The sequence below is a fragment of the Paenibacillus taichungensis genome, from assembly GCF_003287275.1.
In the GTDB taxonomy this organism is placed as follows: Bacteria; Bacillota; Bacilli; order Paenibacillales; family Paenibacillaceae; genus Paenibacillus; species Paenibacillus taichungensis_A.
Genome location: NZ_QEVW01000005.1, coordinates 214382 through 237566, shown reverse-complemented (window position 1 = coordinate 237566; position 23185 = coordinate 214382). Strand labels below are relative to the sequence as shown.

Sequence of the window (23185 nt, the reverse complement as noted above, 5' to 3'; positions counted from 1 at the left end):
AAAATAAGAAGTTTTATCGTTTTTAATTTCTATTTATATTCTTATTTTATCATCTAGAATTAAACCTAGAAAGTTAATGGAGGTATTTCCCATGATTGATAAGATAATGGCTTCACCCAATCGCGCTTTAATTACGCTACTATCGGCATTCATGTTAGCTATCATTCATCAGTATTTGTTTTATGGTAAGGAACCTGGTGTTTCTTATCCCATCTTTGTTATCCTCTTTTATGGCTTTATGTTCTTGTTTGCCAGAGACCGTATGCGGCCATTGACCATGATTAATGCTTTTGTGGCTGGGGTGGTGCTGATGCTGGCGCTGACGTTTCTGTTATACGACAATAAACCGCTGCGTATACTTAATTTCCTGGTCGTACCAGGGCTTATTATCTTACATATGACTTATCTAGTCGGCAGAAAACAGAGACAATGGTGGAATATTGAATTGATCGGTACCGCCTTGGACCATTTGCTGCCACAATCCATCCGTCATTGGGGAACTGTTGCAAGTATTGTGGTGAAAACAGGAGGGCGGGGATTGGGCAAAACACAGAAAACGGCTGCTTTCAAAGTATTCATTGGCCTTATCGCATCCGTTCCCATCCTCATCGTGGTAATAGCACTGCTCTCCTCTGCAGATGGAATTTTTAATCAGTATTTATCTGGTTTTCCGGAATGGTTAAATCAACTGACACTGACACCAGGGCTACCGAGAATGATCTGGATTCTCATCGCGGGCGTTTTATTGTTCAGTTACGTATGGGGATTCGTGCAGCCGATGCAATATGAAGTGCAGAAAAGAGAGAATGCACATTGGAAAAATGGAAAAGTAATTACGGTTGCTTCAGAAATCGAAAAGCGAGAAGACGTTTCCGTGAATTTCATACAAGAGAATCCTTCCTCGAACTCAATCATAGGGGATAAGCAAGTAAATAAAATCGCACCTGAGACGATTCATTCTCAAGCTCATCGTGGACCTTTTAGATTGGACCCCGTCATTGTGGGCACGATGCTGCTGGTTATTAACTGTGTGTACGTTCTGTTTGTGCTTGTACAATTTTCTTATCTTTTTGGAGCGGGTGAGGGGCATCTTCCGTCAGACTTGTCTTATGCGGAGTATGCAAGAAGTGGATTTGTGGAGCTGATACTGGTAACAGGCATTAATTTTTTCATCCTGATCATCGCTCTTCAGTTCACCCGTTCAAGCGGCAAAATAGGTTCTGTTGTGCATCAGGTGCTGCTCTCTATACTGGTGGCTTGTTCCGCTATCATGCTGTACTCGGCGTTTATACGCCTCAACCTGTATGAACAGGCTTACGGATACACCTACATTCGATTTCTCGTACATGCATTTATGATTTTTCTGGCCCTGCTGCTGCTTATTGCAGCTCTTCGAATCCGTTATACATCCATACCGTTGATCCGCTGGTATATTGTACTGTCCCTTACAGCCTATGTGACAGTCAATTATGTGGGTATGGATAAACGGATTGCGGAGCTCAATATTGCACGATATCATGAGACAGGCATTATTGATGCATCCTACTTGGCGAGTTTATCTGCAGATGCCGTTCCGCTATTGCGAGAGTTTGCCCAGAGGGAGTACCCGGATTTGAAAGGGGAGATGTTGGATCGTCAAGCCAACTTCGACTTGGGTGAAGCAGAGAGTTCATGGACTTCTTTTAATATGGCAAGACATAGAGCTAAGCTAGAATTGTCCAAATGGAGAATGGAGTGAATTCATCTACCTGTTTTCCAGCAATGAATTTATGCAAAATCAATATGTAAGTGTTATACTATAAAAACTAACCTATAAAGGGGGTGAATCCCTTGTTTGAACTTCAGGAATTGATACCGTATATATTTTCACTCGGCCTCATTTTTACCGTCAGTTATGCTTATATTGCCCATCTGCATTGCGGCATTACAGAGTACTGGATGGAAGGTGGAGCCGGAGGTGGTCTGGAACCTGGATTGCCAACCTTGTCCTTGGACGGACAACACAGACCTGAAGCGTTAAGTCGAATCGTCAGACGAAGAGAATCCCCGGATGAAGATGAACCAGATTGCCATCCCTCGTTGTATGTACTTTCTACAAAACAACGAGGAGGATATATATGGAACATAAGACAAGCAAGGGGTTCACTTTTACATCTGGCAAGGGACGGATCTATGGCCTGATTGCAATTCTTTTTGCAGTTATGCTACTGGCTGGATGCAGTAACAACGTCTCCGAGATTAATTCATCAACACCAGGGTTCTTTAACCATTATGTTGTATTTCCACTGTCGTATCTTATTCAGCACATCGCAACGATATTTAATGGAAGTTATGGGGTAGCCATTATTGTGATTACCCTCGTTATCCGTCTTGCGTTGTTGCCATTGATGATGCGACAAGCCAAATCTCAGCAAGGCACCCGAGTGATCATGAATGCTATGAAGCCGGAGATGGATGCGCTCAAGAAAAAGTATGAGGGCAAAAACGACCCAGCCGATAAGCAGAAGCTTTCCCAGGAAACGATGGAGCTCTACAAAAAGCACAAATTCAATCCGCTGAATATTGGATGCTTGCCACTGCTAATTCAGTTGCCCATTTTGTCAGGTATCTACACGGCTATCCGGCTTACGCCGGAGCTATCTTCCCACTCCTTTCTATGGTTCAAATTAGGAGCGCCTGACTATGTGCTTGCAGTCGTGGTAGCAATAATTTATCTGATCCAAGCCAAGGTTTCGCAAGCCAATATGGCGCCGGAACAGCGAAAACAATTCGCAATCATGGGATATATCTCTCCTTTGATGATGGCCTTTTTCTCGCTTTCGGCACCTGCAGCGATGCCGCTGTATTGGACGATCGGCGGTTCATTCCTGGTCTTGCAGACGTTGTTGTTCCGCAAATTGTATCCGGTTGAACACCCGCAAGAGCCCGTGGCTGTGCAGGTGAAGAACAAAAACATCAAACCTGCGAAGCCCGCTAAGTCCTAAGTTTGCACTTATGAGAATGGTGCAGTAGAATCGTATAAATATAACGTATGTGTTGATATAACTGATGTTCTTCACCATAATGTAGCGCAAAGATGCCTTGTCCCATGGGACAAGGCATCTTTTTGTATGTCCAGGGTTATAACATTCAAATAGCTGGTTCATCAGACAACTGGAAACGGGATACAAAATACCAGATTAGCTCACGGCGGGAGGATACGTCTGTTTTGGCGAAAATGGATTTTAAATGATCCTGTACCGTGTAGGCTGATATATGCATCGCTTCCGCAATTTCTTTGGAAGAATAACTGCGCAGCACGTAACCCAATAGTTCCCGTTCCCGAATGGACAACCCATGACTCTCGGCGAGTAAAGGCAGTAAGTCCTGCGGCATCGCCTGTTCAAGCCTGATTGCAATCTGATCCGGACCTGAAAACTGTTGCATGCGGCTGGCATGAAGCACAAGGTAACGGCCATCCTGGAGTTGAATGCAAACTTTGGAAGGCGAATGAAGGATAGGTTCTTGCGCAACCATCAGATCGGAATCTGTACGAAGCTGACGCTGTAAATGCGAGCTGACTGCACGGACTGGGCGGGGCAATACATCGGGTCCCACATGCTCCAGTAAACGTAATTGCGACAGCCAATACTGAGCGGCAGCATTCACGGATAACAGCTCGAAAGCGTCCGATGTAATCATAATACCTGGGTCCGAGGGACTTCCGCTTTTAATCTCGTCCACAAGAGTCAGACTTGTGGATCGTAACATCAATGCAATTGAAGGTGTCCAGGCCTGAATGCTTAGTCGCTCCTCTTCCGTGAATACGGGTTGTTCCGTTTTGCGATATAGGGTTAAATAGCCCCAACAGGCTCCGCCACTGACCAGTACAGCCCGAAGTTCATCACCGAAACCTGCTGGTTGAAGGATGTTATGATATCGGGCGCTTGGTACAGGGTTTTCGCTTATCGATGCATGAAGAATCGCTGTATATTCACCGCTGCGAACCAAATCAGCATACTTATGTATATCTTCTTCCATGTATTCATTAACGAAAAGTCGATCATGAATGGCTTCAATGCCGTCTTCCGTCACGGCACCCGTTGAGAGAAGAGTCTGTGGATCAACCGTTGTGAAGCAATACGCGTCATAGGGAACGATATTCTGAATTTGTTTTAGTACAGCTTCCCGGTAGGTGCGCGAGGTCCAGGTTCCTTTTTCGAGAGAAGTAATGAGTCGCTGGTTCCGTTCCATACGTGATGTCATAAAGCTTTCTCCTCTCCTCCTGCAGATATCCCATTGTTCTGGGATTGTACGCTCTGCGTATCCTTTTATAATGAAATTAGACGAACGAAGAGTCAAGTCTAACTTGAATCCACGAGGAGTGTAGTATCAATGGACCACAATCAACCCCCTATGAGCTGGGATACGGCGGATGAAAACCGTTACGAACAATCAATAGCCTTGAAAATTCCGGGTTATTCTCATATGCATGATCTGATGGAGCGGCTACTTGCCGCTTCTATCACAGATAACAACCAAGCTGAAATACTAATTGTCGGAGCGGGTGGAGGTAAGGAAATATCTGTGCTTGGTTCTCGCCATGCGGGATGGACATTTACTGGAGTAGATCCTTCCCAGCCGATGCTTCAGTTAGCAGAACGTAGAATCCAGGAAACGGGTATCGACGCCAGAGTGCAACTTAAATCCATGACGCTTGAAGCGTTACCGGAAGATGAGGTCTACGACGGGGCGACAAGTATGCTAATGCTGCATTTTATTCAGGGGATCGAGTCCAAAAGACGGTTTCTGTCCAATCTAGCGGCCAGACTCAAGCCTGGGGCGCCACTCATTATTGCAGCAGTGAATGCCGATCTTCATTCGCCTGTATATCCAACCATGATGCAAGCCTGGCAGGAACACATGTTAAGTAATGGGATTCAGCCTGAAGAATGGGAGCGGTTTGCAGCTTCACTTGGCCGAGAGTCGGATCCCATCTCATCTGAACAAATGATAGAGCTAATGAAAGGATGCGGGTTCTCGCACATTACACGTTATTTCGGAGCATTCTGGGTGGAGGGATATTATGCAAATCGAATCTAAAATAGAGTCTGTGAAAGATCAGATTTGGGTTGTTGGCGGATATGGTCAGGTGGGGCAAATGATATGTACGCAGCTGGGACGCTCGTTTCCCGGCAAGGTATGGGCGGCAGGTACGCGGATGAATCGGGCTGAGGAATTCAGTCGATCTACGGGTGGTATAGTCCATCCGCTTCAATTAGATGTGCGAAAAGCGATTGACCCTGTTGTGCTTCAATCGGTCAAGTTGGTGGTCATGTGTGTGGACCAGACGGATACCCGATTTGTCGAGGCTTGTGCGAAAGCAGGGACAGATTATATCGATATTTCAGCCAATTATGACTTTCTGGGTCAGGTCGAACAGCTGCATTCCAAAATGCAGCGTTCCAAAGCAACAGCCATGCTTAGTGTGGGACTGTCGCCTGGTGTGACCAATCTGCTTGTGCGTGAAGCAGGTGCCCATATGGATCAAGTGGACGAAGCGGACATTACCGTCATGCTGGGACTGGGTGAGAAACACGGGAAAGCCGCGGTAGAGTGGACTGTGGATCAGATGAATGCAACCTATCAGGTCATGAAAAAGGGTAAACCAGCTGAAGTGCAAAGCTTTCACGATGGGAAATGGATTGATTTTGGTGCAGACCTGGGCCGCAGGAAAGCGTATCGGTTTAACTTTTCGGATCAACACGTCGTTGCTCGTACACTTCGTATTCCGACGGTGTCCACCCGGTTATGTCTCGATTCCCGTTGGATGACCAGATCCATGGCAATCTCGAAACGTATGGGGCTGTTCACACTACTTCGTATTCCCTCCCTTCGTAATGGTACGGTTAAGGCTTTTGGGGTTATTCCCGGAGGGGAGCCGATGTATGCAGTTAAGGTAGATGCAGTGGGATGGAAAAAGGGCAAACAAGTCCATGTCGAGCAGCTGCTGATTGGCGAACGTGAAGCAGATGCAACAGCAGCAGTTGCGGCGGCAGTAGCGGAGCGAATGTATCGGACGGAACTGCCGCATGGTGTCTATCACATTGAACAATGCCTTTCCTTGCAGCATGTTCAGGAAGCACTTCGTTTTCCATTGAAAGTAACAACGAAGATCACGTAAATCATATATGTGGTTGGATCATTTTTTTGCTCAGGCTCTCCGATCTGCTATGATGGAACAAATAATCATGCTAGAACGGAGGCAGATCATGAACTGCATTGCTGTATTGCCATATTACAAAGTACAGAGAGAAGTGACGGGTCTCGCACAGGAAGTAATGCAGAGCGATCGGTCCATGATCCTGTACTCGGACAAGATTGTAACGAAATACCGCGAGTTTAATATTACAGAAGTGTTCGACATGTCCTTTCGGAGAATGGGGAATGAAGGTGGATTTTTCTATCTACATACCAGCACCGGAGTCTATCCTTATATGGTCAACACAGATCCCAAGCCTTTTATTCAAAGTTTTAGAACAATGACGACTCAAAAATTAACTTAATCTTGACCTTGCCGTTACGTGAAGGCTTATCCTCGGATTTGGAAGTAAGGCAATCCAAATCTAGAGGAGTTGTGAAACAATGAGTGTTTTAATCCAGCAAGCCACAATCTTAACGATGAAAGACACCGATTCCCCCTTCAAGGGGGATATTCGCATTGTAGGCGACCGTATCGCAGAGATTGCTCCCCACATTATGGCCCAACCGGGTGATGACATTATGGATGGTCAACATAAACTGGCCATGCCGGGACTGATCAATGCTCACCAGCATACACCGATGAGTCTGTTACGAGCATTCTCGGATGATCTGAAGCTCATGGACTGGCTTGATCGTAAAATGCTGCCGGCAGAAGCCCGAATGACACCCGAAGATATATACTGGGGAGCACAACTATCCATTACCGAGATGATCCGTTCAGGAACAACAGCTTACGCGGATATGTACATTCACATGAATGAAATCGCAGAAGCGGTAACGGAAACCGGGATTCGGGCATCGCTCACACGCGGCATGGTATTTGTGGAGGATGACGGTGGGCGCAGATTACAGGAAGCGGTCGATTTGATACAACGTTGGTCGGGTAAGGCCGAGGGTCGAATTACGACGATGTATGGCCCGCATTCTCCCTATACTTGTCCAGTAGAACCTTTGCGGGAAGTAATCGCGATGGCGGAACAGGAGAGCGTGCCTATCCACATTCATCTGGCTGAGACGAAAGAGGAAGTTGTGAAGATTCGTGAACGCTATGGCATGACGCCAACGGAGTATTTGGAAGAGGCAGGTATGTTTGAAAAGGCACACGTACTGCTTGCCCATGGCGTACACCTAAATCGAAGAGATATTGGCAGATTGAAAGGCATGCGTGGTGGAGTAGCGCACAATCCGGTCAGCAATCTGAAGCTTGGCTGCGGAATTGCCCCAATCACCGAGATGATTGTACAGGGAATTAACGTGGGTCTTGGAACCGATGGGGCAGGAAGTGCGACAACCATCGATATGTTTGAAGAGATCAAGGCTGCAACTTGGCTGCAAAAGCTGGATTATGGTGACCCTACCCGCTTGTCGGCAAGAGATGTACTACACATGTCTACACGGGGAAGTGCAGGTCTGTTGAACCTTCAGGATGAAGTGGGTGTGCTGGAAGTTGGGCGCAAAGCTGACCTGATTCTGATTGATCTGAAGAAACCGCACTTGCAGCCGGTTCACGAGCTGGAATCATTGCTTGCATACAGCGTGAACGGCGCCGATGTAGATACCACCATTGTGAATGGGCGTGTGCTGATGAGAGGCAGGCAGCTGCTGACGATTGATGAGGAAGAACTATTCCGTCAGGTAGAGGTTCGGGCGAAGCGTATTGTTGAAGGAATTTAATTTTGACACTCGTAGTGACTTGATATGGTTCACCTCAAGTCACTACGAGTGTCTTTCTTTTACCAGGCTGAAGCAGATTGTCCAGTTCATTATCAGTTCACACAAATTTGTTAGAATGTGAAAAGTAAATCAAACAAATAGATAGATACGGTGTACGACTTGGAGAGGAAGAGATCAAGATGACCATATTAGAAGTTAAACATGTGAAGAAATCATACACGTTGTACGGTAAAGAAAAGGTTCCCGTGCTCCACGATGTGAATTTGAGCTTTGAGACCGGAGAATTCGTTTCCATCCTTGGCGAATCGGGTTGCGGAAAGTCAACCCTTATGAATATTATTGGTGGAATGGACTCCGATTTTGAAGGGGAGATCCTTGTTCGTGGAAAGAATTTAAGTGCCATGACTGAGAAGGAAATGGATGATTATCGAAAAAAAAATATCGGATTTGTGTTTCAAAATTTCAACCTGATCCCGCATCTGTCTGTGCTGGAGAATGTTACGATTGCCATGCAAATGACGGACACAAGTGAAAAGGATCGCAATAAGCGCGCTATTGATATTTTGACCGAGGTCGGGCTGAAGAATCATCTGAACAAACGGCCTAACCAGCTGTCGGGTGGACAGAAGCAAAGGGTTTCCATAGCTCGTGCATTATCGAATAATCCGGACATTATTTTGGCGGATGAACCAACGGGTGCTTTGGATAAGGAAAACGGAGATCAAATCCTAGCTTTGCTGGACAGCATTGCGCAAAAAGGGATGCTGGTCATTGCGGTAACCCACTCGCAGAAAGTAGCTGATTCCGGTACACGTATTGTGAAGGTAGAGGAGGGACGGATTAAGGATGACATTCATCTAAAAGATCGTTCCTTAACTACCTATGAGGGTAGTAGTGGTGCTTCGAGAAACCTGGGCTTACTTGCTTCTTTTAAGATGGCTCTCAAAAATATGAAACTCAATGGTAAGCGAAATGTACTGGTAGCATTGGGTGGGTCGATAGGGATTTTGAGCGTACTCCTGATGTTATCATTGGGAAATGGCATTACGAGTTATATGAATAACGAAATTAATGCAAGTATGGATCCCCTACTGGTGGACATCACTAAACCCAGTGAAGAAGCAAGTGACAAGCGCGGCCCGGAAGCTCTGATGGCAACAGGACAGGCATTTACAGATGCTGATATCGAAACCATCCGTAATCTTCCGAATGTAGATCATGTGGAGACAATTACCTCTGTGGATGGAAAATCGACTTTGGTGTATGAAGAACAATCGGAAGGACTCACACAATTAACGACCTTTACAGACGCATTTGATAAAGAAATGATTACAGCAGGTACTTTCCCAGAAGGCAATCAAGTTCTGTTACCGTTGAAAACGGCGAATAAATTAAGTGGAAATGATCAACCTGATTCTATGGTAGGAAAATCAATCCATCTATATATCAATGAAATGGATGCTAACCACAAACCAATTATTTTAGAAAAAGAAGTTACGATCTCAGGTATCTATGAAGCGACGGGTCAACAAACTCCGATGCAGCAGACTCCAGGGTATCTCCCTTCACAGACGCTGAAACAGATGTACACTGATAATGGAATGACCATCGGCCCGATTCAAGTTAATGCTTATGCAACCGATATGAAATATGTGAATGAGATTAATGCCGAAGTTGTGGATGCAGGTTTCTCTGGCTCTCAAACAGCAAAAATCATGGAGCGTATCACGACGTACGTAAACATGGCTACGATTGTTCTGGCTGGAATTGCCGGAATTTCATTAATTGTATCAGGGATTATGATATTGGTGGTACTGTACATTAGTGTAGTGGAACGGACGAAGGAAATCGGAATTCTTCGAGCAATTGGTGCAAGAAAAAAGGATATCAAGCGAATATTCTTTTCCGAATCTGCCTTATTGGGTATTTTCAGTGGGGTCATTGCCGTTATCCTTGCAGCGATAATTAGCTATGTACTAAACATCTTCCTGGACAATGCTTTTGGTGCAAAATTGATTAATCTATCTGGATACTATATCGTGTTTGGTATCGCAGTAAGTACGTTAATCAGCATCATCGCTGGTTTGATGCCATCTTCCAAAGCTGCCAAGCTGGACCCAATGGAATCCTTGCGATATGAATAAATACAGTTGTGAGTAATGATAATTGCGGAAAGGATAATGCATAAATGAACACGATTCTTGTGGTTGATGATGATTCCCATATCCGCAAATTGATTCGAATATACCTTGAAACTAATCAGTTTTCCGTCGTGGAAGCGCCGGATGGCCAAGAAGCATTGAATATCTTGTCTCATACCAAAATTGATTTAGCGATTGTAGATGTGATGATGCCACGTGTAGATGGTATTGAACTGACCGAAGATATTCGATCTTATATGGATATTCCGATTCTGATGGTGACTGCCAAAGGCGAATCCAAGGATAAAGTCAGAGGATTCAATGCAGGGTCAGACGATTATTTAGTAAAACCTTTTGATCCAGTAGAGTTAATCCTGCGTGTGAAATCCCTAATGAAGAGATACAACAAGATTTCATCGAATGTTATTCATATAGGCGGTGCAACAATTAATCTGAGCAATTTGACAGTGGATGCAGGAACTCAATCGGTTGAATTGAAAAAGAAGGAATGTGAATTGTTGTTTGCTTTGGCGAGTTTGCCAGGGCAAATATTCACACGTACACAGCTTATCGAAGATATATGGGGTATCGATTATGAAGGTGATGAGCGAACCGTAGATGTGCATATTAAAAGGCTAAGAGAACGACTGGAACCCATTCCCGAGCTGATGATTTCCACAATTAGAGGACTGGGATATCGTCTGGAGAGTATATGAAAATCATAAGAAAAAGCCTGCGTCTACGAATAGTAGTAACATTTTTTGGTATTGTCATCATCAGTGTAATTCTTTCCTTTATATTAAATATGCGGTCTCAGGAAAACACACCGAATCATTCCATGATTACGATTGCTGAAGATATCGCTACGATGATAAACCTAATCGATGATCCGGAAAAAGTGAAAACAAGCTTAAATATTTTTGCAAGATACGGCTTGAATATAACTTCCGTGAATGAACAAAGTGGATTACTTGCCTCAATACCAATGGATAAAGTTCATGAGTTATTCGACGCAAATTCGACGAAAGCGTTTATAATGTCCAATAAAGATGAAACGACAATCGTCGGTGTTCCCAGGATAAATGAAGAGAAAGATGCGCTTCTGATCAAAATTAATTTTTCATCAATTTTTCATAATGTGAAACGTACATTATTTATATCCCTACTCACTGTTTTAGTCATAGGAAGCTTATTAATCATGTTCATGTCCGGGTACATTGTGAAACCGATCAAAAGACTAACCGCTGCAGCCAAGAAAATGGCGTCAGGCGATCTAACTGTCCGGTTGAAACATAATAATCAGGATGAGTTTGGTGAGCTGATGGAGAGTTTTAATCATATGGCCCGTGAGTTGCAAAAAATAGACTCGGTGCGTGATGATTTTGTCAGTAACGTCTCTCATGAAATGCAGTCCCCATTAACATCGATCAGAGGATTCACAAGAGCGCTGCAAGATGGTGTCATCCCATTGGAAGAGCAGAAAGAGCATTTGGATATCATATATGAGGAAACTTTACGTTTGTCCAGGCTAAGTGATAATTTACTAAGGTTAGCCTCACTGGATTCAGAGCACCATCCGTTTAATCTCACCACCTTTCAATTAGATGAACAGTTAAGAAGAACGATCGTATTGGCGGAACCCCAGTGGGCGCACAAAAATATCAGGATTGAATTGGACTTATTGCCTTGCGAAATTACCGCCGATAAAGATTTGTTTGAGCAGGTCTGGCAGAATCTAATCAACAATGCGATAAAATATACGGGTCCCGATGGGGGCATTTACGTCGCAATCGAGATGTCCACGTCATCTGTGAAGGTATCAATTAGAGATTCAGGACAAGGAATACCGGAGAAAGAGCTTCCGTATATTTTCGATCGATTTTATATGGTGGACAAAGCACGAAGCAGTGCTCTCAGAGGCAATGGATTAGGACTTTCCATCGTGATTAAAATTTTGAAATTACATGATTGTACAATTGATGTGGAGAGCAGGGTTGGAGAAGGAACGCAGTTTACGGTTACGATCCCCAGACCTTCGACTATGTCTTAAAAAGCTTAATTAGCAATATTTAAGCAATCGCGGTCCTTATGAATACAGGACTCCTTTTGCCTGAATATTGCTTTTTGGTAAGTGCTGCGTAAGAGATTTAATATATTGTTTTGTTTAGTGGCAGATGATTTGATAAGATAGAAGAGATGCAAGCATCAATCCATTTGTAGTGTGACGAGAGTGAAGTAGATTCAACGTTTATTCTATCTGCTACCCCCGCACATCTATGTGAATATATGAACATAACAATTTATTATATAAAGAATGGAGCCATCCAATGAAATATCGCAATATGGAAGATTGCATTAATGATCTGGAGCAGCATGGACATTTGATTCGAGTGAAGGAAGAAATTGACCCTCACTTGGAGATGGCAGCGATACATATGAAAGTGCATGAGGCGAAAGGCCCAGCTCTGCTTTTCGAAAATGTGAAAGGCTCGAAGTTCCAGGCTGTTTCGAACCTCTTCGGTACACTGGAACGAAGCAAATTCATGTTCCGTGGAACGCTTGAAGGTGTACAACGTGTCATGGCTGTCCGGGATGATCCCATGAAGGCACTTAAAACGCCATTTCAGCATATCAGCACAGGTCTTGCCGCTTGGCAGGCTCTACCTAAGCAAAAGTCCATCAGTTTGCCTGTAACCGCGCAGGAGATTCAGATCTCGGATCTGCCGTTGATCAAGCATTGGCCTATGGATGGTGGAGCATTCGTTACACTGCCTCAAGTCTATTCGGAGGACCCGGACAAGCCAGGCATCATGAACTCCAATCTGGGCATGTACCGGGTACAGCTAAGTGGTAATGATTATGAACTGAATAAGGAAATTGGACTTCATTATCAGATCCATCGCGGAATTGGTATTCATCAGGCCAAAGCAGTCAAAAAGGGAGAACCTCTGAAAGTGAGCATCTTCATTGGGGGGCCGCCGGCACATACACTTTCTGCCGTGATGCCTTTGCCTGAAGGGCTCAGTGAGATGACTTTCGCAGGACTACTTGCCGGCCGTCGTTTTCGCTACAGCTATAAGGATGGATATTGCATCAGCAATGATGCCGATTTTGTCATCACGGGTGAAATTTACCCGGACGAGACGAAACCAGAAGGACCGTTTGGTGATCATCTTGGATATTATAGTCTGACCCATCCGTTCCCACTAATGAGAGTGCATAAAGTGTACGCCAAGCCGAATGCGATTTGGCCATTTACTGTGGTGGGTCGTCCTCCGCAAGAGGATACCGCATTTGGGGATCTGATTCACGAAATTACGGGTGATGCCATTAAACAGGAGATTCCGGGCGTAAAAGAAGTTCATGCAGTCGATGCAGCAGGAGTACATCCGCTCCTGTTTGCGATTGGAAGTGAGCGTTATACACCCTACCAAGCGGTAAAACAGCCAACAGAGCTGCTGACGATTGCGAGTCGTATTCTGGGTACAGGCCAGCTCAGTCTGGCGAAATATTTGTTTATCACAGCAGAAGATCAGCAACCGCTGGATACGCACCGGGAAGTGGAATTCCTGACGTACATCCTGGAACGAATGGATCTGCAGCGGGACATTCATTTCCATACCAATACAACGATCGATACGCTGGATTACTCGGGAACCGGATTGAACAGTGGCAGTAAAGTTGTATTTGCAGCCTATGGGGACAAGAAACGGGAATTGTGCCGTGAAGTACCGGAGATATTGAAGGATATCCGGGGGTATAGTAATCCGCAGCTCGTAATGCCAGGAGTTGTAGCCGTTCAGGGTGCGTCATTCACCAGTTATGTGGATACAGAACAAGAAATGAAGGCATTTACGGATATGCTGAAGGAAAAGGGAGATCTGTCTTCTTGTCCGATGATTGTTTTATGTGACGATAGTTCTTTCCTTAGTGCGAATCTCAGCAACTTCTTGTGGGCGACATTTACCCGCAGTAATCCTTCCCATGATATGTACGGTGTGAACAGCAGTTACAACTATAAACATTGGGGCTGTGACCAGATCATTATTGATGCCAGAGTGAAGCCGCATCAGGCTCCACCGTTAATTCCTGACCCATCTGTTGAGAAAAGCATTGAACGCTTTTTCGTACAGGGAGCGAGTCTGAGCTCGATCAAAATATAGTTGAATTCAATAAGAGCCCAAAGATTTTTTTGGGCTTTTTGGTTATATATGTGTAAAACAAGATGCCAGATATCTAAATACAAATTCAAACCGGGACTTTTTTGAAAATAGGACTGAGAATAAAGTCTTATACGTTCGTATTTCCTTTTACGATTAAGGTCGTTTGGACTATGGAGAAAAAGAATGTATTTATCGATATAAAGTAGTATAGGGATTTTTGGGACCCGATCTAACGGGTGCTGTTGACTATAAATGATTGTTCAGGGGGAATACCGATTTGAGAATCCATATTATGAACCTGCAAGATGGAGACCGTCTAACTGCGGATACATTCAGCGAAGCGGGATTACACGTTCTGGGTCAGGGTACTGTGATCAAAAGTGAAGATATCACCTTGCTGATGCAGCACCGCGTAGACTATGTGGATATTGAACCACGCGAGGAAGAGATCACGGAAGCAGAATTTTTTGCTGCTGCAGCAAAATTTGCATCTGGAGCAAGCACAAGCACCAAGGAAGAACCGCCCGAAGAAGAAATGAAATCCCAATTTATACAAACTGTACATAATTATCAATCTGCGTTTCTTGAAGCACTGACGGTAGGTAAGTTCAACGCTACCATGGTGGACGATGCGCTTCAACCGATGGTGGAGGGACTGGACGAGCAAAAGGATGTCGTACATCTCCTGATGATGCTGGAACGGGATGATGTCAATAACTACACCCATTCCATTCAGGTTGGACTGTTGTCATTTTACCTGGCTAACTGGCTTGGTTATTCCCAAAAAGAGAGTTACCAGATCAGTCGTGGTGGCTACCTTCACGATATCGGCAAATGCAAGGTATCCCATCGGATACGTAACAAGATGGAACCGTTAACCGCAGATGAACAGCTCGAATTGCAGCGTCACACGATCTATGGACATGATATTATCAAAAGTTCCATGACGGATGAAGCTACGGCGCTGGTAGCTCTTCAGCATCATGAACTGGAGGATGGCACGGGATATCCAATGCAACTGAAAAAAGATGAAATTCATCCATACACACAGATCGTATCTGTTGCTGACATATACATCGGGATGAGATCCGGCAGTCACGGAAGCAGCAATCCGAACCTGATTAACAACTTACGCGATATCTATGCGATGGGATTCGGCAAATTGAATGAAAAGCCGGTTCAAGCCTTGATGCAGCATCTGCTTCCTAATTTTATTGGTAAACAAGTACTGCTGAGCAACGGCGAGCGGGGTGTTATTGTCATGAACAATACATCCGATATTTTCAAACCACTGATCAAGGTGGAATCGGAACAATATCGTGATCTGTCCAAAGAACGCACTCTTGCCATTAATGAATTAATTATCTAAGTTTGAATAACAAATGAATTCATACAGAAAACGGGCCTCCTGTACCATGATAGGGGACCCGTTTTTTTCATTTATATTATGCACTGCGTTGTTCTTCATGGTGACCAGGAGTATACTTTTGCAAAGACCTTAATTTTCCTTTTTAGGAAGATTGAGCTGCCAATTCACGCCATAACGATCCTGGACCCAGGCGAATTGCTGACTGACGGGGGATGCAGCCAGCGGCATCAATACCTCTCCCTCAGTGGATAAGGCTTCGAACAACCTGGCAATCTCGTCGGTCGTTTCGCAGTCGATAAACAGTGAGATAGCTGGAGTAAACGCGTGAAAAGCGCTAGTGTTGTCAATCGCCATAAAGGTTTGCCCGTTCAGAGTAAAAGTGGCATGCAGAACTTTGCCATTATCCTGATAAAACACGTGCTGAATGGCCGAGTCAGCAAATAAAGAAGTGTACCAGTGAATAGCTTCCTCTGCTTGTCCCGAGAACATTAGAAACGTTGTGATTTTGGTTGATGAATTCATGAATCATATACAACTCCTTTCAGTGATCACCAATAGGTTGCAGAGAGGGCCAAGCGCCTATTCATATTGTAACGGAATCGGGAAAGGAGAGATAGCTCTTGATTGAAGTGGTAACTGAGATTGAAATACATGCCCCCATCGACCGATGTTTCGACTATGCGCGGGACATTGATATTCATACCCAGACGGTCTGGAAACATACCCGTGAGCAGGCTGTAGCTGGTGTTACGACGGGCAGAATTGGCGAAGGCGACACGGTAACTTTCGAAGTAAACCATTTCGGGATAAGGCAGCAGCTGACTTCCCGGATCGCCGAGTACAATCGGCCGTATCTCTTTGTGGATCAGATGGAGAAAGGTGCTTTCAAGAGCATGAGACATGAACACAGCTTCAGCAAACTTGGTGAGCAGACCACTTGTATGAGGGACACACTAAGATTTGAAGCTCCTCTTGGTGTTCTGGGTTGGGTCGCAGAGCGGATTGTACTCAAGAGGTATATGCAGGCTTTCCTGGAGAGCCGTAATTTGAAGCTAAAAGAGTTACTAGAAAATAAATAGAGCCGATCTGTCAGGAGGAGATGATGTTTGATGGAAAACGAATATTTTGTGGGCTGGGGCACACTTGCCCTCATTAATGCCGGACTTGCTCAGGGAAAAAACAGAAGTGGTCGTAACTGGTTTCTGATTTCCCTGTTATTTGGTCCGCTAGCCACTCTGTTTATCGTGGTATGGAATAAGCTGGATTAAGTTCATTTATTGATTACGAATTCCGATGGAAATACCGATCGAAGGCCCAGAACAGAAGCGCAGTGGCACTAACGCCTGCGCCCAGCCAGCAAACGCCAGTCCAGCCTGTCCACGCGTAAACTTGAGTAGAAGCAATGGAACCGGTAGCACTTCCTATCGAATAAAAGATCATGTAGGCGCCCGTCAAGCGGCTCTGCGCCTCAGGTCGAACTTCATAGATCAGACTCTGGTTGGTGACATGTACGGCCTGCACGGCAAGGTCCAGCATAATTACCCCAGCTATAAGCAGCCATAATGAGTGGTGAACATAGCCAATGGGCAGCCAGGATAGAAGCAATATGACCAGAGCGACGCCTGTCGTCTTTTGTCCCAATCCCCGATCAGCTAGTCTTCCTGCACGTGCAGCAGCCAGCGCACCAGCAGCTCCCGCGAGACCAAAGGCTCCAATAGCAGTATGTGACAGGGAAAGTGGCGGAGCGCTAAGTGGCAGCACCATGGAAGTCCACAGAATGCTGAAGGCTGTGAAGATCAACATGGCGAGAACGCCACGTGTCCGCAGAATAGGCAGCTCACGGTATAGTTGCAGGACAGAAACGATCAATTGGGTGTAGCTGAGTTTCTCTCGTTTAGGTTCGTGTTTTGGGAGTACAAGAAATAGGGCAATAACGCCTAGTAATGTCAGACTGGCAGAGAAGAGATAGACCGATCTCCAGCCGATCCAATCGTTTAAGGTGCCTGCAATGGTTCGTGCCAGTAATATGCCTATGACGATCCCGCTTGTGACCAGACCGACGATACGCCCTCGTTCTGAAGGTGCAGCCAGGGAGGCGGCAAAGGCAACGAGTGTTTGTGTAATGACGGCAAGCAACCCGATCGCCGCCATTCCAATGAATAGAATCTGGCTGGAGGATGAGGTACCGACAGTGATCAGTGCGATTACGGATAAAAGCATCTGGCTAATGATCAGCTTGCGCCGGTTCAATAGATCACCAAGAGGGACCAGTAATAACAATCCGAGGGCGTAACAAATCTGGGTTACGGTAATAACAATGCCAATGGATGAATGCGTGATACTGAATTCGTCAGCAATGGAGTCGAGTAAAGGCTGGGCATAATAAATGTTAGCTACCGCCAGTCCGCTGCACAGGGCAAATAACAGCGCCACAACGCGGGTCATACTCGGACGTCCTTCGCTGAAGGGATGTGCTTGATGAGAAGGATTTTGCATGGATGATTCACCTTTCTGTATTCGAATATGGTAAGTTAGGGAGCAGAAAGTCCACTGATGAATTTAAATATACCGATCAGTACATTATGATTCCGAATAAACATACTTCACACGTTGACACGATGTCAAGAATTAAAATGGAATGATTAAATTTTCTTTTATAAATTGAGATATGTTTGACGTGGGATTTGGATATAGATTAAAATAGATGTATACTGATCGATACATAAAGAGGGTGAATGCATGGTTAGACAACGGGAATTTGATACGGATCAGGCACTGGAAGCGGCGATGCAGATTTTTTGGGATAAGGGATTTGAAGCGACGTCCTTAAGTGATTTGACAACAGCCATGGGGATTCAGCGTCCAAGTCTATATGCGGCTTTTGGTGACAAAAAGGAATTGTTTGAAACGGCACTTCGCAGATATACAACTTTGCATGCCGCTCAGGTCAGATCCAGGCTGCAACATACATCCTCTGTGAAAGAAGCCTTCCGTACCTTATTTGAACATATTGGAGCAGAAGGGGATGTGACAGATACTCGTCACGGCTGTTTTTGCATCAATACGATGGTTGAACTGGCTCCGCATGACCCCAAATTCGCTGTTCTGACACGCGAGCACCAGATGTATCTGGCGGCGATTTTCAAGGAGACGATTGAACGGGGGCAGGAAACAGGGGAATTGTCTAATGATCTCGACGCAAGTGCGTTGTCCAGGTCTCTGGTTGTATCGATGATTGGATTGACTGTGATGATGAAATCGGAGCCGGATCGCTCATTTGTGCAGCAGAGTATTAAGATTACGTTATCGTTGCTTGAGGAATGAGGGAAGGATTTCATTTTTAGAAAGGGTGTTCATATGGAGCGTTATTTTCATAGGATCTACCTTGTCGTTTTATACATTATAGGTGTGCTGCTTACGACATACGGCGGGATGGGGATCATCAAGTTCAGTTTGATTGTGATTGGCATACTTGCTTTTATTGCTATTGTTGGTTCGCTGACAGAGAATGATCAATCAAAATTGGATACGATTTTTTGGAAAATACGGTCCTTGCTTCAAGTGGCGATGGCCATACTGATCACGGCGCTGCTTTTCAAGCTGTTTTGATGTGACAGGGTGAAATGGGAGCGTGTTCCTGCTCTTTTTTGTGTCTGAGGACATTGGGCAGATGAGGGCTTGAGTTGATACAATACAGATAGGGTATAGATTAAATTAGGGTGTATACTATGATTTACATATTCATATAACATGTTCAAAGATTGTTAGATGATGCACATATATGAGGAGGAGATTCAACCATGCAGACGAAGTTGCGTTGTGCCATATTGGATGATTATCAGAATGTAGCCCTTTCTTCAGCGGATTGGACTCCTATCCTGGATCGGGTTGAGGTTCAGACGTTCAATAACTATTTGGGATCAGAAGAGAAGGTCGTTCAGGAACTGCAGGATTTTGAAATTATAGTCTTGATGCGTGAGCGTACACCTTTTCCTGAATCCGTGATTACACAATTGCCCAAGCTCAAGCTTCTGATTACAAGCGGCATGCGCAATGCCTCCATTGACCTCCAGGCTGCGGAAGAAAGCGGTGTAATCGTGTGCGGCACGGAAGGTAGCTCGAACCCGCCGACTGAACTCACATGGGCGTTGATACTGGGTCTGTCCAGACAGTTGGTAACTGAAAATAACGCACTGCGCTCCAATCGGAATTGGCAGAGTACAGTTGGCATGGATTTGTACGGAAAGACATTGGGATTGCTCGGTTTAGGCAAGATTGGCAGCCGAATGGCAGAGATTGCACAAGCCTTTGGCATGAACGTGATCGCCTGGAGTGAGAATTTGACACAGGCAAAAGCAGAGGAACAGGGAGTCCAATGGGCAGAGACCAAGGAGCAGCTGCTTGAACAGAGTGATATTGTTTCCATTCATCTGGTGCTCAGTGATCGGACACGTAATCTGATCGGACGAGCCGATTTGCAACGGATGAAAAATACTGCTTTATTGATAAATACGTCCCGTGCAGGCATTGTGGATCAAGAGGCGATGGTCGAAGCTTTACAGAATGAGTGGATTGCCGGGGCAGGTCTGGACGTATATGAACAGGAGCCTCTTCCTGTGAATCATATGTTGCGTACACTGCCCAATCTGCTGGCAACGCCGCATCTGGGTTATGTGACTCAAGGCAACTATGCCATTTATTTTAACCATACCGTAGAGGATATTGAGATGTTTATCAAAGGAACACCAATTAGACAATTGCTTTCGAAGAAGTAATGGCTCGGAGGTGGGTTTGAGATAAAAGAGTGTGAATGAAGATAAAAAAAGGTGTTTCTCAGGAACGAAATTCATACCTGGTGAGCACCTTTTTTGTATTTATCAAGTGGGATTGTCCATTAAATCCGGTGACTTTGCGATCATTCTTCTGCGGGTGGTCCTTGTGAAGATGAGCGGATCATGGCAACGCTGGACTCACGCACAATTAACCGTGGCTCAAATTGAATATGCTCGTAATCCGTGGTGCTCATCTCTCGAATCCGTTTTAACAGCAATTCCGTAGCAAGTCGGGCCACTTCTTCGCCCATAATCGAGACTGAACTGATCTGCGGAGAAGTAACGGTTGTCCATTGGTTATTATCAACGCCCACGACAGCGATATCTTCTGGGACTCGAACGCCGAGTTCTTTAAACCGATTTACCAGTCCGATGGCGACCATATCGTTAATCGCGTATACGGCATCTGGCATGTGAGTCAGTCCATAGAAATAATCCGCTGCATTAGCTCCCGTATTCAATGAAAAATCTTCTCCGAAGTAAACAAGCGAGATATCTACATGTCCCAGTGCCTGCTCATAAGCCCGATAACGTTCTTCAATAATATCTTTGGGAGCACCGGCGTATGCGATGCGAGTCCGTCCAATCTTAATCAGATGTTCCATCACCAATTTCCCTTCAGGCTGTGAAAGAGAAACGACATCTGCTTTCATGCCAGGGTCCAGCTTTTTACCGTAATTGATCATGGAAATGGGAAGAGGAGCTTTATCAATTAAGCCAGACAACGTTTTGGGATATGCCAAAGGCATGAAAATAAGCCCGTCCACGTGCAGTTTTTTGATCGTACGAATGGTTTCCAGTTCCGTTCGTGCATTACCCGCCGTATTAATTTGAACCACATGATACCCGTGCTGCTTCGCCGTTTGTTCAACAGACCAAGAGATCTCGGGAATGATGGCGTTGCGTATGTCAGGTACAACCAGTGCAATCTGATGCGTCTGGCGTATTTTCAAACTCTGAGCAGAGGTATTGGGGACAAATCCTAGCTCCTCAATGGCCTGCATGACTTTATCCCGGGTTTTGTTGCTGATGCCATCGGAATTGTTAATGGCACGGGAGACGGTAGCGATACCTACACCTGCAAGTTCTGCAACGTCCTTGATCGTAACCTTCTGATCTTTACTCACGTTTAGTTAACCTCACTTCATCGGAAACGATTCCGAATTTTGAAAATATATACGAATGAAATGACAATCCTATACCTTGATTATAACATTTGAGCCAATAAGTATCCTGTGAATACGATTAAAGACCAGAGATGTTGGTTGCTTTCCAAAAGAACCGAATGGATAAATAGAGATAAATCGCGCATTCTATATCAATTGAATTAAAAATATACACGAGAGAGAACGGAGGGAAAGCCACAGAGAAAAAAAGATCAATACATTGAAAACGCTGGCATTACACCAGAATTATCGACGTAAAATTCATAAGATAGACATATGTGTGACAAATTATGTTTGACAGCCTATTTAAAATGTGACATATTTAACTTACGGAAACGTTTCCGATTATATCAAAAATTATGATCTGGGAGATGAAACAAATGAAAGCATTGCGTTGGCATGGAGTGAAAGATTTGCGTCTCGAAAATATTGATGAACCCCGCCCTGAACAGGGAAAGGTTAAAATAAAAGTGGAGTGGTGTGGAATCTGTGGCAGTGACTTGCATGAGTACACTGCTGGCCCGATCTTCATTCCGGCTCAAGCACCGCATCCGCTAACAGGGGAACAAGCACCTGTTGTGATGGGACATGAATTTTCAGGACAAGTCGTTGAAGTAGGAGAAGGTGTGACACGATTTAAGGCAGGTGACCGCGTTGTAGTGGAACCGATCTATGCGTGTGGCCATTGTGAAGCCTGTAAACAAGGGAAATACAATTTGTGCGATCAGATGGGTTTCTTGGGCCTGGCTGGTGGAGGCGGAGGTTTCTCGGAGTATGTAACAGCTGAGGAATATATGGTACATGCCATTCCTGATTCCATCTCGTATGAGCAAGGAGCGTTGGTGGAACCTTCCGCAGTAGCGCTTCATGCTGTTCGTCAAAGCAAACTGAAAGTGGGCGACACTGCGGCTGTTTTTGGTGCGGGTCCAATCGGGTTGCTGGTTATTGAAGCGTTGAAAGCTTCTGGCGCATCGGATATTTATGTTGTTGAATTATCCGAGGAACGTAAAGCCAAAGCGGAAGAACTTGGCGCCATTGTTATTGATCCTACACAATACAATGTGGTGGAAGAAATCCATGCGCGTACACAAGGCGGCGTGAATGTAGCTTATGAAGTAACGGGTGTACCACGGGTGCTGCAACAAGCGATTGATTCAACGCGTATTGGCGGTGAATTGATGATCGTCAGCATCTTCGAACAAGAAGCACCGATTCTGCCTAACTCCATTGTTATGAAGGAGCGCACAGTCAATGGCATTATCGGTTACCGTGACGTATTCCCGGCTGTGATTAGCCTGATGGCTAAAGGTTTCTTCCCAGCTGATAAGTTGGTAACCAAACGAATCAGCCTGGACGAAGTGGTAGAGCATGGATTTGAAGCACTGCTGAAAGAGAAAAACCAGGTTAAAATTCTGGTGAAAGCAGAGTAACTTTACCGAGCTATTTAACAAGACAACATAATAGAGTGGAAGTCAACGAATGGCAGCAGTCACTAGGTTGAAGTTCAACTTGAGCTGATGTCCAGCGGTAGGCAGCCGCAACGAATGAATGACAAATAGACAACGCATCTTCGGATGCGATTGTCTATTTTTTTTGC

The 23185-nt window shown here is 45.0% G+C and carries 22 protein-coding genes; 18 read left to right on the top strand and 4 right to left on the bottom strand.

What is annotated here, in order from left to right; genetic code table 11:
• The first annotated feature begins 91 nt into the window (after nucleotides 1-91).
• From DC345_RS06230 to yidC, 3 genes are all read left to right on the top strand, one after another.
• Nucleotides 92-1738, top strand: a complete 1647-nt coding sequence (locus DC345_RS06230; protein ID WP_181586504.1) for a DUF4153 domain-containing protein — start codon at nucleotides 92-94, stop codon at nucleotides 1736-1738.
• A gap of 92 nt (nucleotides 1739-1830) precedes the next feature.
• Nucleotides 1831-2181, top strand: a complete 351-nt coding sequence (locus DC345_RS06225) for a hypothetical protein (RefSeq protein ID WP_181586503.1) — start codon at nucleotides 1831-1833, stop codon at nucleotides 2179-2181.
• A complete protein-coding gene (yidC, locus tag DC345_RS06220) occupies nucleotides 2118-2984 on the top strand; it encodes a membrane protein insertase YidC (protein WP_064638829.1) in 867 nt (288 codons plus the stop codon). The genes DC345_RS06225 and yidC overlap by 64 nt, the downstream gene beginning before the upstream one ends.
• A 145-nt stretch (nucleotides 2985-3129) precedes the next feature.
• On the opposite strand, the gene DC345_RS06215 is transcribed toward yidC, so the two are convergent.
• Nucleotides 3130-4245 (bottom strand): helix-turn-helix transcriptional regulator, encoded by a 1116-nt coding sequence (locus DC345_RS06215; protein WP_113052369.1) that lies wholly within the window; start codon nucleotides 4243-4245, stop codon nucleotides 3130-3132.
• Between the two features lie 129 nt (nucleotides 4246-4374).
• Between DC345_RS06215 and DC345_RS06210 the strand changes: the two genes are divergently transcribed.
• From DC345_RS06210 to DC345_RS06170, 9 genes are all read left to right on the top strand, one after another.
• Nucleotides 4375-5082, top strand: a complete 708-nt coding sequence (locus tag DC345_RS06210) for a class I SAM-dependent methyltransferase (protein ID WP_113052368.1) — start codon at nucleotides 4375-4377, stop codon at nucleotides 5080-5082.
• Nucleotides 5066-6163 (top strand): saccharopine dehydrogenase family protein, encoded by a 1098-nt coding sequence (locus DC345_RS06205; RefSeq protein WP_113052367.1) that lies wholly within the window; start codon nucleotides 5066-5068, stop codon nucleotides 6161-6163. The genes DC345_RS06210 and DC345_RS06205 overlap by 17 nt, the downstream gene beginning before the upstream one ends.
• A gap of 88 nt (nucleotides 6164-6251) precedes the next feature.
• Nucleotides 6252-6545, top strand: coding sequence for a hypothetical protein (locus DC345_RS06200; RefSeq protein WP_113052366.1), 294 nt, complete (start codon nucleotides 6252-6254; stop codon nucleotides 6543-6545).
• 79 nt (nucleotides 6546-6624) lie between these two features.
• Nucleotides 6625-7917, top strand: coding sequence for an amidohydrolase (locus DC345_RS06195; RefSeq protein WP_113052365.1), 1293 nt, complete (start codon nucleotides 6625-6627; stop codon nucleotides 7915-7917).
• Between the two features lie 179 nt (nucleotides 7918-8096).
• Nucleotides 8097-10061, top strand: a complete 1965-nt coding sequence (locus tag DC345_RS06190; protein WP_113052364.1) for an ABC transporter ATP-binding protein/permease — start codon at nucleotides 8097-8099, stop codon at nucleotides 10059-10061.
• Between the two features lie 44 nt (nucleotides 10062-10105).
• On the top strand, nucleotides 10106-10774 hold the full coding sequence (locus tag DC345_RS06185; protein WP_113052363.1) for a response regulator transcription factor: 669 nt from the start codon (nucleotides 10106-10108) through the stop codon (nucleotides 10772-10774).
• A 122-nt stretch (nucleotides 10775-10896) separates the two neighbouring features.
• Nucleotides 10897-12108, top strand: coding sequence for a sensor histidine kinase (locus DC345_RS06180; protein WP_181586502.1), 1212 nt, complete (start codon nucleotides 10897-10899; stop codon nucleotides 12106-12108).
• Between the two features lie 277 nt (nucleotides 12109-12385).
• Nucleotides 12386-14221 (top strand): UbiD family decarboxylase, encoded by a 1836-nt coding sequence (locus DC345_RS06175; RefSeq protein ID WP_113052361.1) that lies wholly within the window; start codon nucleotides 12386-12388, stop codon nucleotides 14219-14221.
• Between the two features lie 277 nt (nucleotides 14222-14498).
• Nucleotides 14499-15590, top strand: a complete 1092-nt coding sequence (locus DC345_RS06170) for an HD-GYP domain-containing protein (RefSeq protein WP_099852681.1) — start codon at nucleotides 14499-14501, stop codon at nucleotides 15588-15590.
• A gap of 129 nt (nucleotides 15591-15719) precedes the next feature.
• Here DC345_RS06170 and DC345_RS06165 read toward each other — a convergent pair whose 3' ends face one another.
• Nucleotides 15720-16112 (bottom strand): VOC family protein, encoded by a 393-nt coding sequence (locus DC345_RS06165; protein ID WP_113052360.1) that lies wholly within the window; start codon nucleotides 16110-16112, stop codon nucleotides 15720-15722.
• 107 nt (nucleotides 16113-16219) lie between these two features.
• On the opposite strand from DC345_RS06165, the gene DC345_RS06160 reads away from it, so the two are divergent.
• Both DC345_RS06160 and DC345_RS31675 read left to right on the top strand, forming a co-directional pair.
• The gene (locus DC345_RS06160) at nucleotides 16220-16669 is read left to right on the top strand and encodes an SRPBCC family protein (protein WP_309304319.1); all 450 of its coding nucleotides are present in this window, start codon (nucleotides 16220-16222) and stop codon (nucleotides 16667-16669) included.
• Between the two features lie 30 nt (nucleotides 16670-16699).
• Nucleotides 16700-16858 carry a hypothetical protein gene (locus tag DC345_RS31675; RefSeq protein ID WP_175382611.1) on the top strand — a complete coding sequence of 53 codons (159 nt, stop codon included), beginning with the start codon at nucleotides 16700-16702 and terminating at the stop codon, nucleotides 16856-16858.
• A gap of 13 nt (nucleotides 16859-16871) precedes the next feature.
• Here DC345_RS31675 and DC345_RS06155 read toward each other — a convergent pair whose 3' ends face one another.
• On the bottom strand, nucleotides 16872-18086 hold the full coding sequence (locus DC345_RS06155; RefSeq protein WP_113052358.1) for an MFS transporter: 1215 nt from the start codon (nucleotides 18084-18086) through the stop codon (nucleotides 16872-16874).
• A 243-nt stretch (nucleotides 18087-18329) separates the two neighbouring features.
• Here DC345_RS06155 and DC345_RS06150 point away from each other — a divergent pair, with 243 nt between their 5' ends.
• From DC345_RS06150 to DC345_RS06140, 3 genes are all read left to right on the top strand, one after another.
• Nucleotides 18330-18914, top strand: a complete 585-nt coding sequence (locus tag DC345_RS06150) for a TetR/AcrR family transcriptional regulator (protein WP_113052357.1) — start codon at nucleotides 18330-18332, stop codon at nucleotides 18912-18914.
• A gap of 33 nt (nucleotides 18915-18947) precedes the next feature.
• Entirely contained in the window at nucleotides 18948-19199 is a 252-nt protein-coding gene (locus tag DC345_RS06145; protein ID WP_113052356.1) for a hypothetical protein, read from the top strand.
• Between the two features lie 191 nt (nucleotides 19200-19390).
• Complete coding sequence (locus DC345_RS06140; RefSeq protein ID WP_113052355.1) at nucleotides 19391-20365, top strand: D-2-hydroxyacid dehydrogenase family protein; 975 nt, start codon at nucleotides 19391-19393, stop codon at nucleotides 20363-20365.
• A gap of 140 nt (nucleotides 20366-20505) precedes the next feature.
• Here the strand turns inward: DC345_RS06140 and DC345_RS06135 are convergent, their stop codons facing one another.
• Entirely contained in the window at nucleotides 20506-21549 is a 1044-nt protein-coding gene (locus tag DC345_RS06135; protein WP_113052354.1) for a LacI family DNA-binding transcriptional regulator, read from the bottom strand.
• Nucleotides 21550-21968: 419 nt separating this feature from the next.
• Here DC345_RS06135 and DC345_RS06130 point away from each other — a divergent pair, with 419 nt between their 5' ends.
• Nucleotides 21969-23018 (top strand): 2,3-butanediol dehydrogenase, encoded by a 1050-nt coding sequence (locus DC345_RS06130; RefSeq protein WP_113052353.1) that lies wholly within the window; start codon nucleotides 21969-21971, stop codon nucleotides 23016-23018.
• Nucleotides 23019-23185 lie beyond the last annotated feature (167 nt).

Bases quoted from the DNA above. Each gene is read 5' to 3' on its own strand.
- DC345_RS06230 (WP_181586504.1), top strand. From the start codon at position 92: ATGATTGATAAGATAATGGCTTCACCCAATCGCGCTTTAATTACGCTA.
- yidC (WP_064638829.1), top strand. From the start codon at position 2,118: ATGGAACATAAGACAAGCAAGGGGTTCACTTTTACATCTGGCAAGGGA.
- DC345_RS06215 (WP_113052369.1), bottom strand. From the start codon at position 4,245: ATGACATCACGTATGGAACGGAACCAGCGACTCATTACTTCTCTCGAA.
- DC345_RS06210 (WP_113052368.1), top strand. From the start codon at position 4,375: ATGGACCACAATCAACCCCCTATGAGCTGGGATACGGCGGATGAAAAC.
- DC345_RS06205 (WP_113052367.1), top strand. From the start codon at position 5,066: ATGCAAATCGAATCTAAAATAGAGTCTGTGAAAGATCAGATTTGGGTT.
- DC345_RS06200 (WP_113052366.1), top strand. From the start codon at position 6,252: ATGAACTGCATTGCTGTATTGCCATATTACAAAGTACAGAGAGAAGTG.
- DC345_RS06195 (WP_113052365.1), top strand. From the start codon at position 6,625: ATGAGTGTTTTAATCCAGCAAGCCACAATCTTAACGATGAAAGACACC.
- DC345_RS06190 (WP_113052364.1), top strand. From the start codon at position 8,097: ATGACCATATTAGAAGTTAAACATGTGAAGAAATCATACACGTTGTAC.
- DC345_RS06185 (WP_113052363.1), top strand. From the start codon at position 10,106: ATGAACACGATTCTTGTGGTTGATGATGATTCCCATATCCGCAAATTG.
- DC345_RS06180 (WP_181586502.1), top strand. From the start codon at position 10,897: ATGATTACGATTGCTGAAGATATCGCTACGATGATAAACCTAATCGAT.
- DC345_RS06175 (WP_113052361.1), top strand. From the start codon at position 12,386: ATGAAATATCGCAATATGGAAGATTGCATTAATGATCTGGAGCAGCAT.
- DC345_RS06165 (WP_113052360.1), bottom strand. From the start codon at position 16,112: ATGAATTCATCAACCAAAATCACAACGTTTCTAATGTTCTCGGGACAA.
- DC345_RS31675 (WP_175382611.1), top strand. From the start codon at position 16,700: ATGGAAAACGAATATTTTGTGGGCTGGGGCACACTTGCCCTCATTAAT.
- DC345_RS06155 (WP_113052358.1), bottom strand. From the start codon at position 18,086: ATGCAAAATCCTTCTCATCAAGCACATCCCTTCAGCGAAGGACGTCCG.
- DC345_RS06150 (WP_113052357.1), top strand. From the start codon at position 18,330: ATGGTTAGACAACGGGAATTTGATACGGATCAGGCACTGGAAGCGGCG.
- DC345_RS06145 (WP_113052356.1), top strand. From the start codon at position 18,948: ATGGAGCGTTATTTTCATAGGATCTACCTTGTCGTTTTATACATTATA.
- DC345_RS06140 (WP_113052355.1), top strand. From the start codon at position 19,391: ATGCAGACGAAGTTGCGTTGTGCCATATTGGATGATTATCAGAATGTA.
- DC345_RS06130 (WP_113052353.1), top strand. From the start codon at position 21,969: ATGAAAGCATTGCGTTGGCATGGAGTGAAAGATTTGCGTCTCGAAAAT.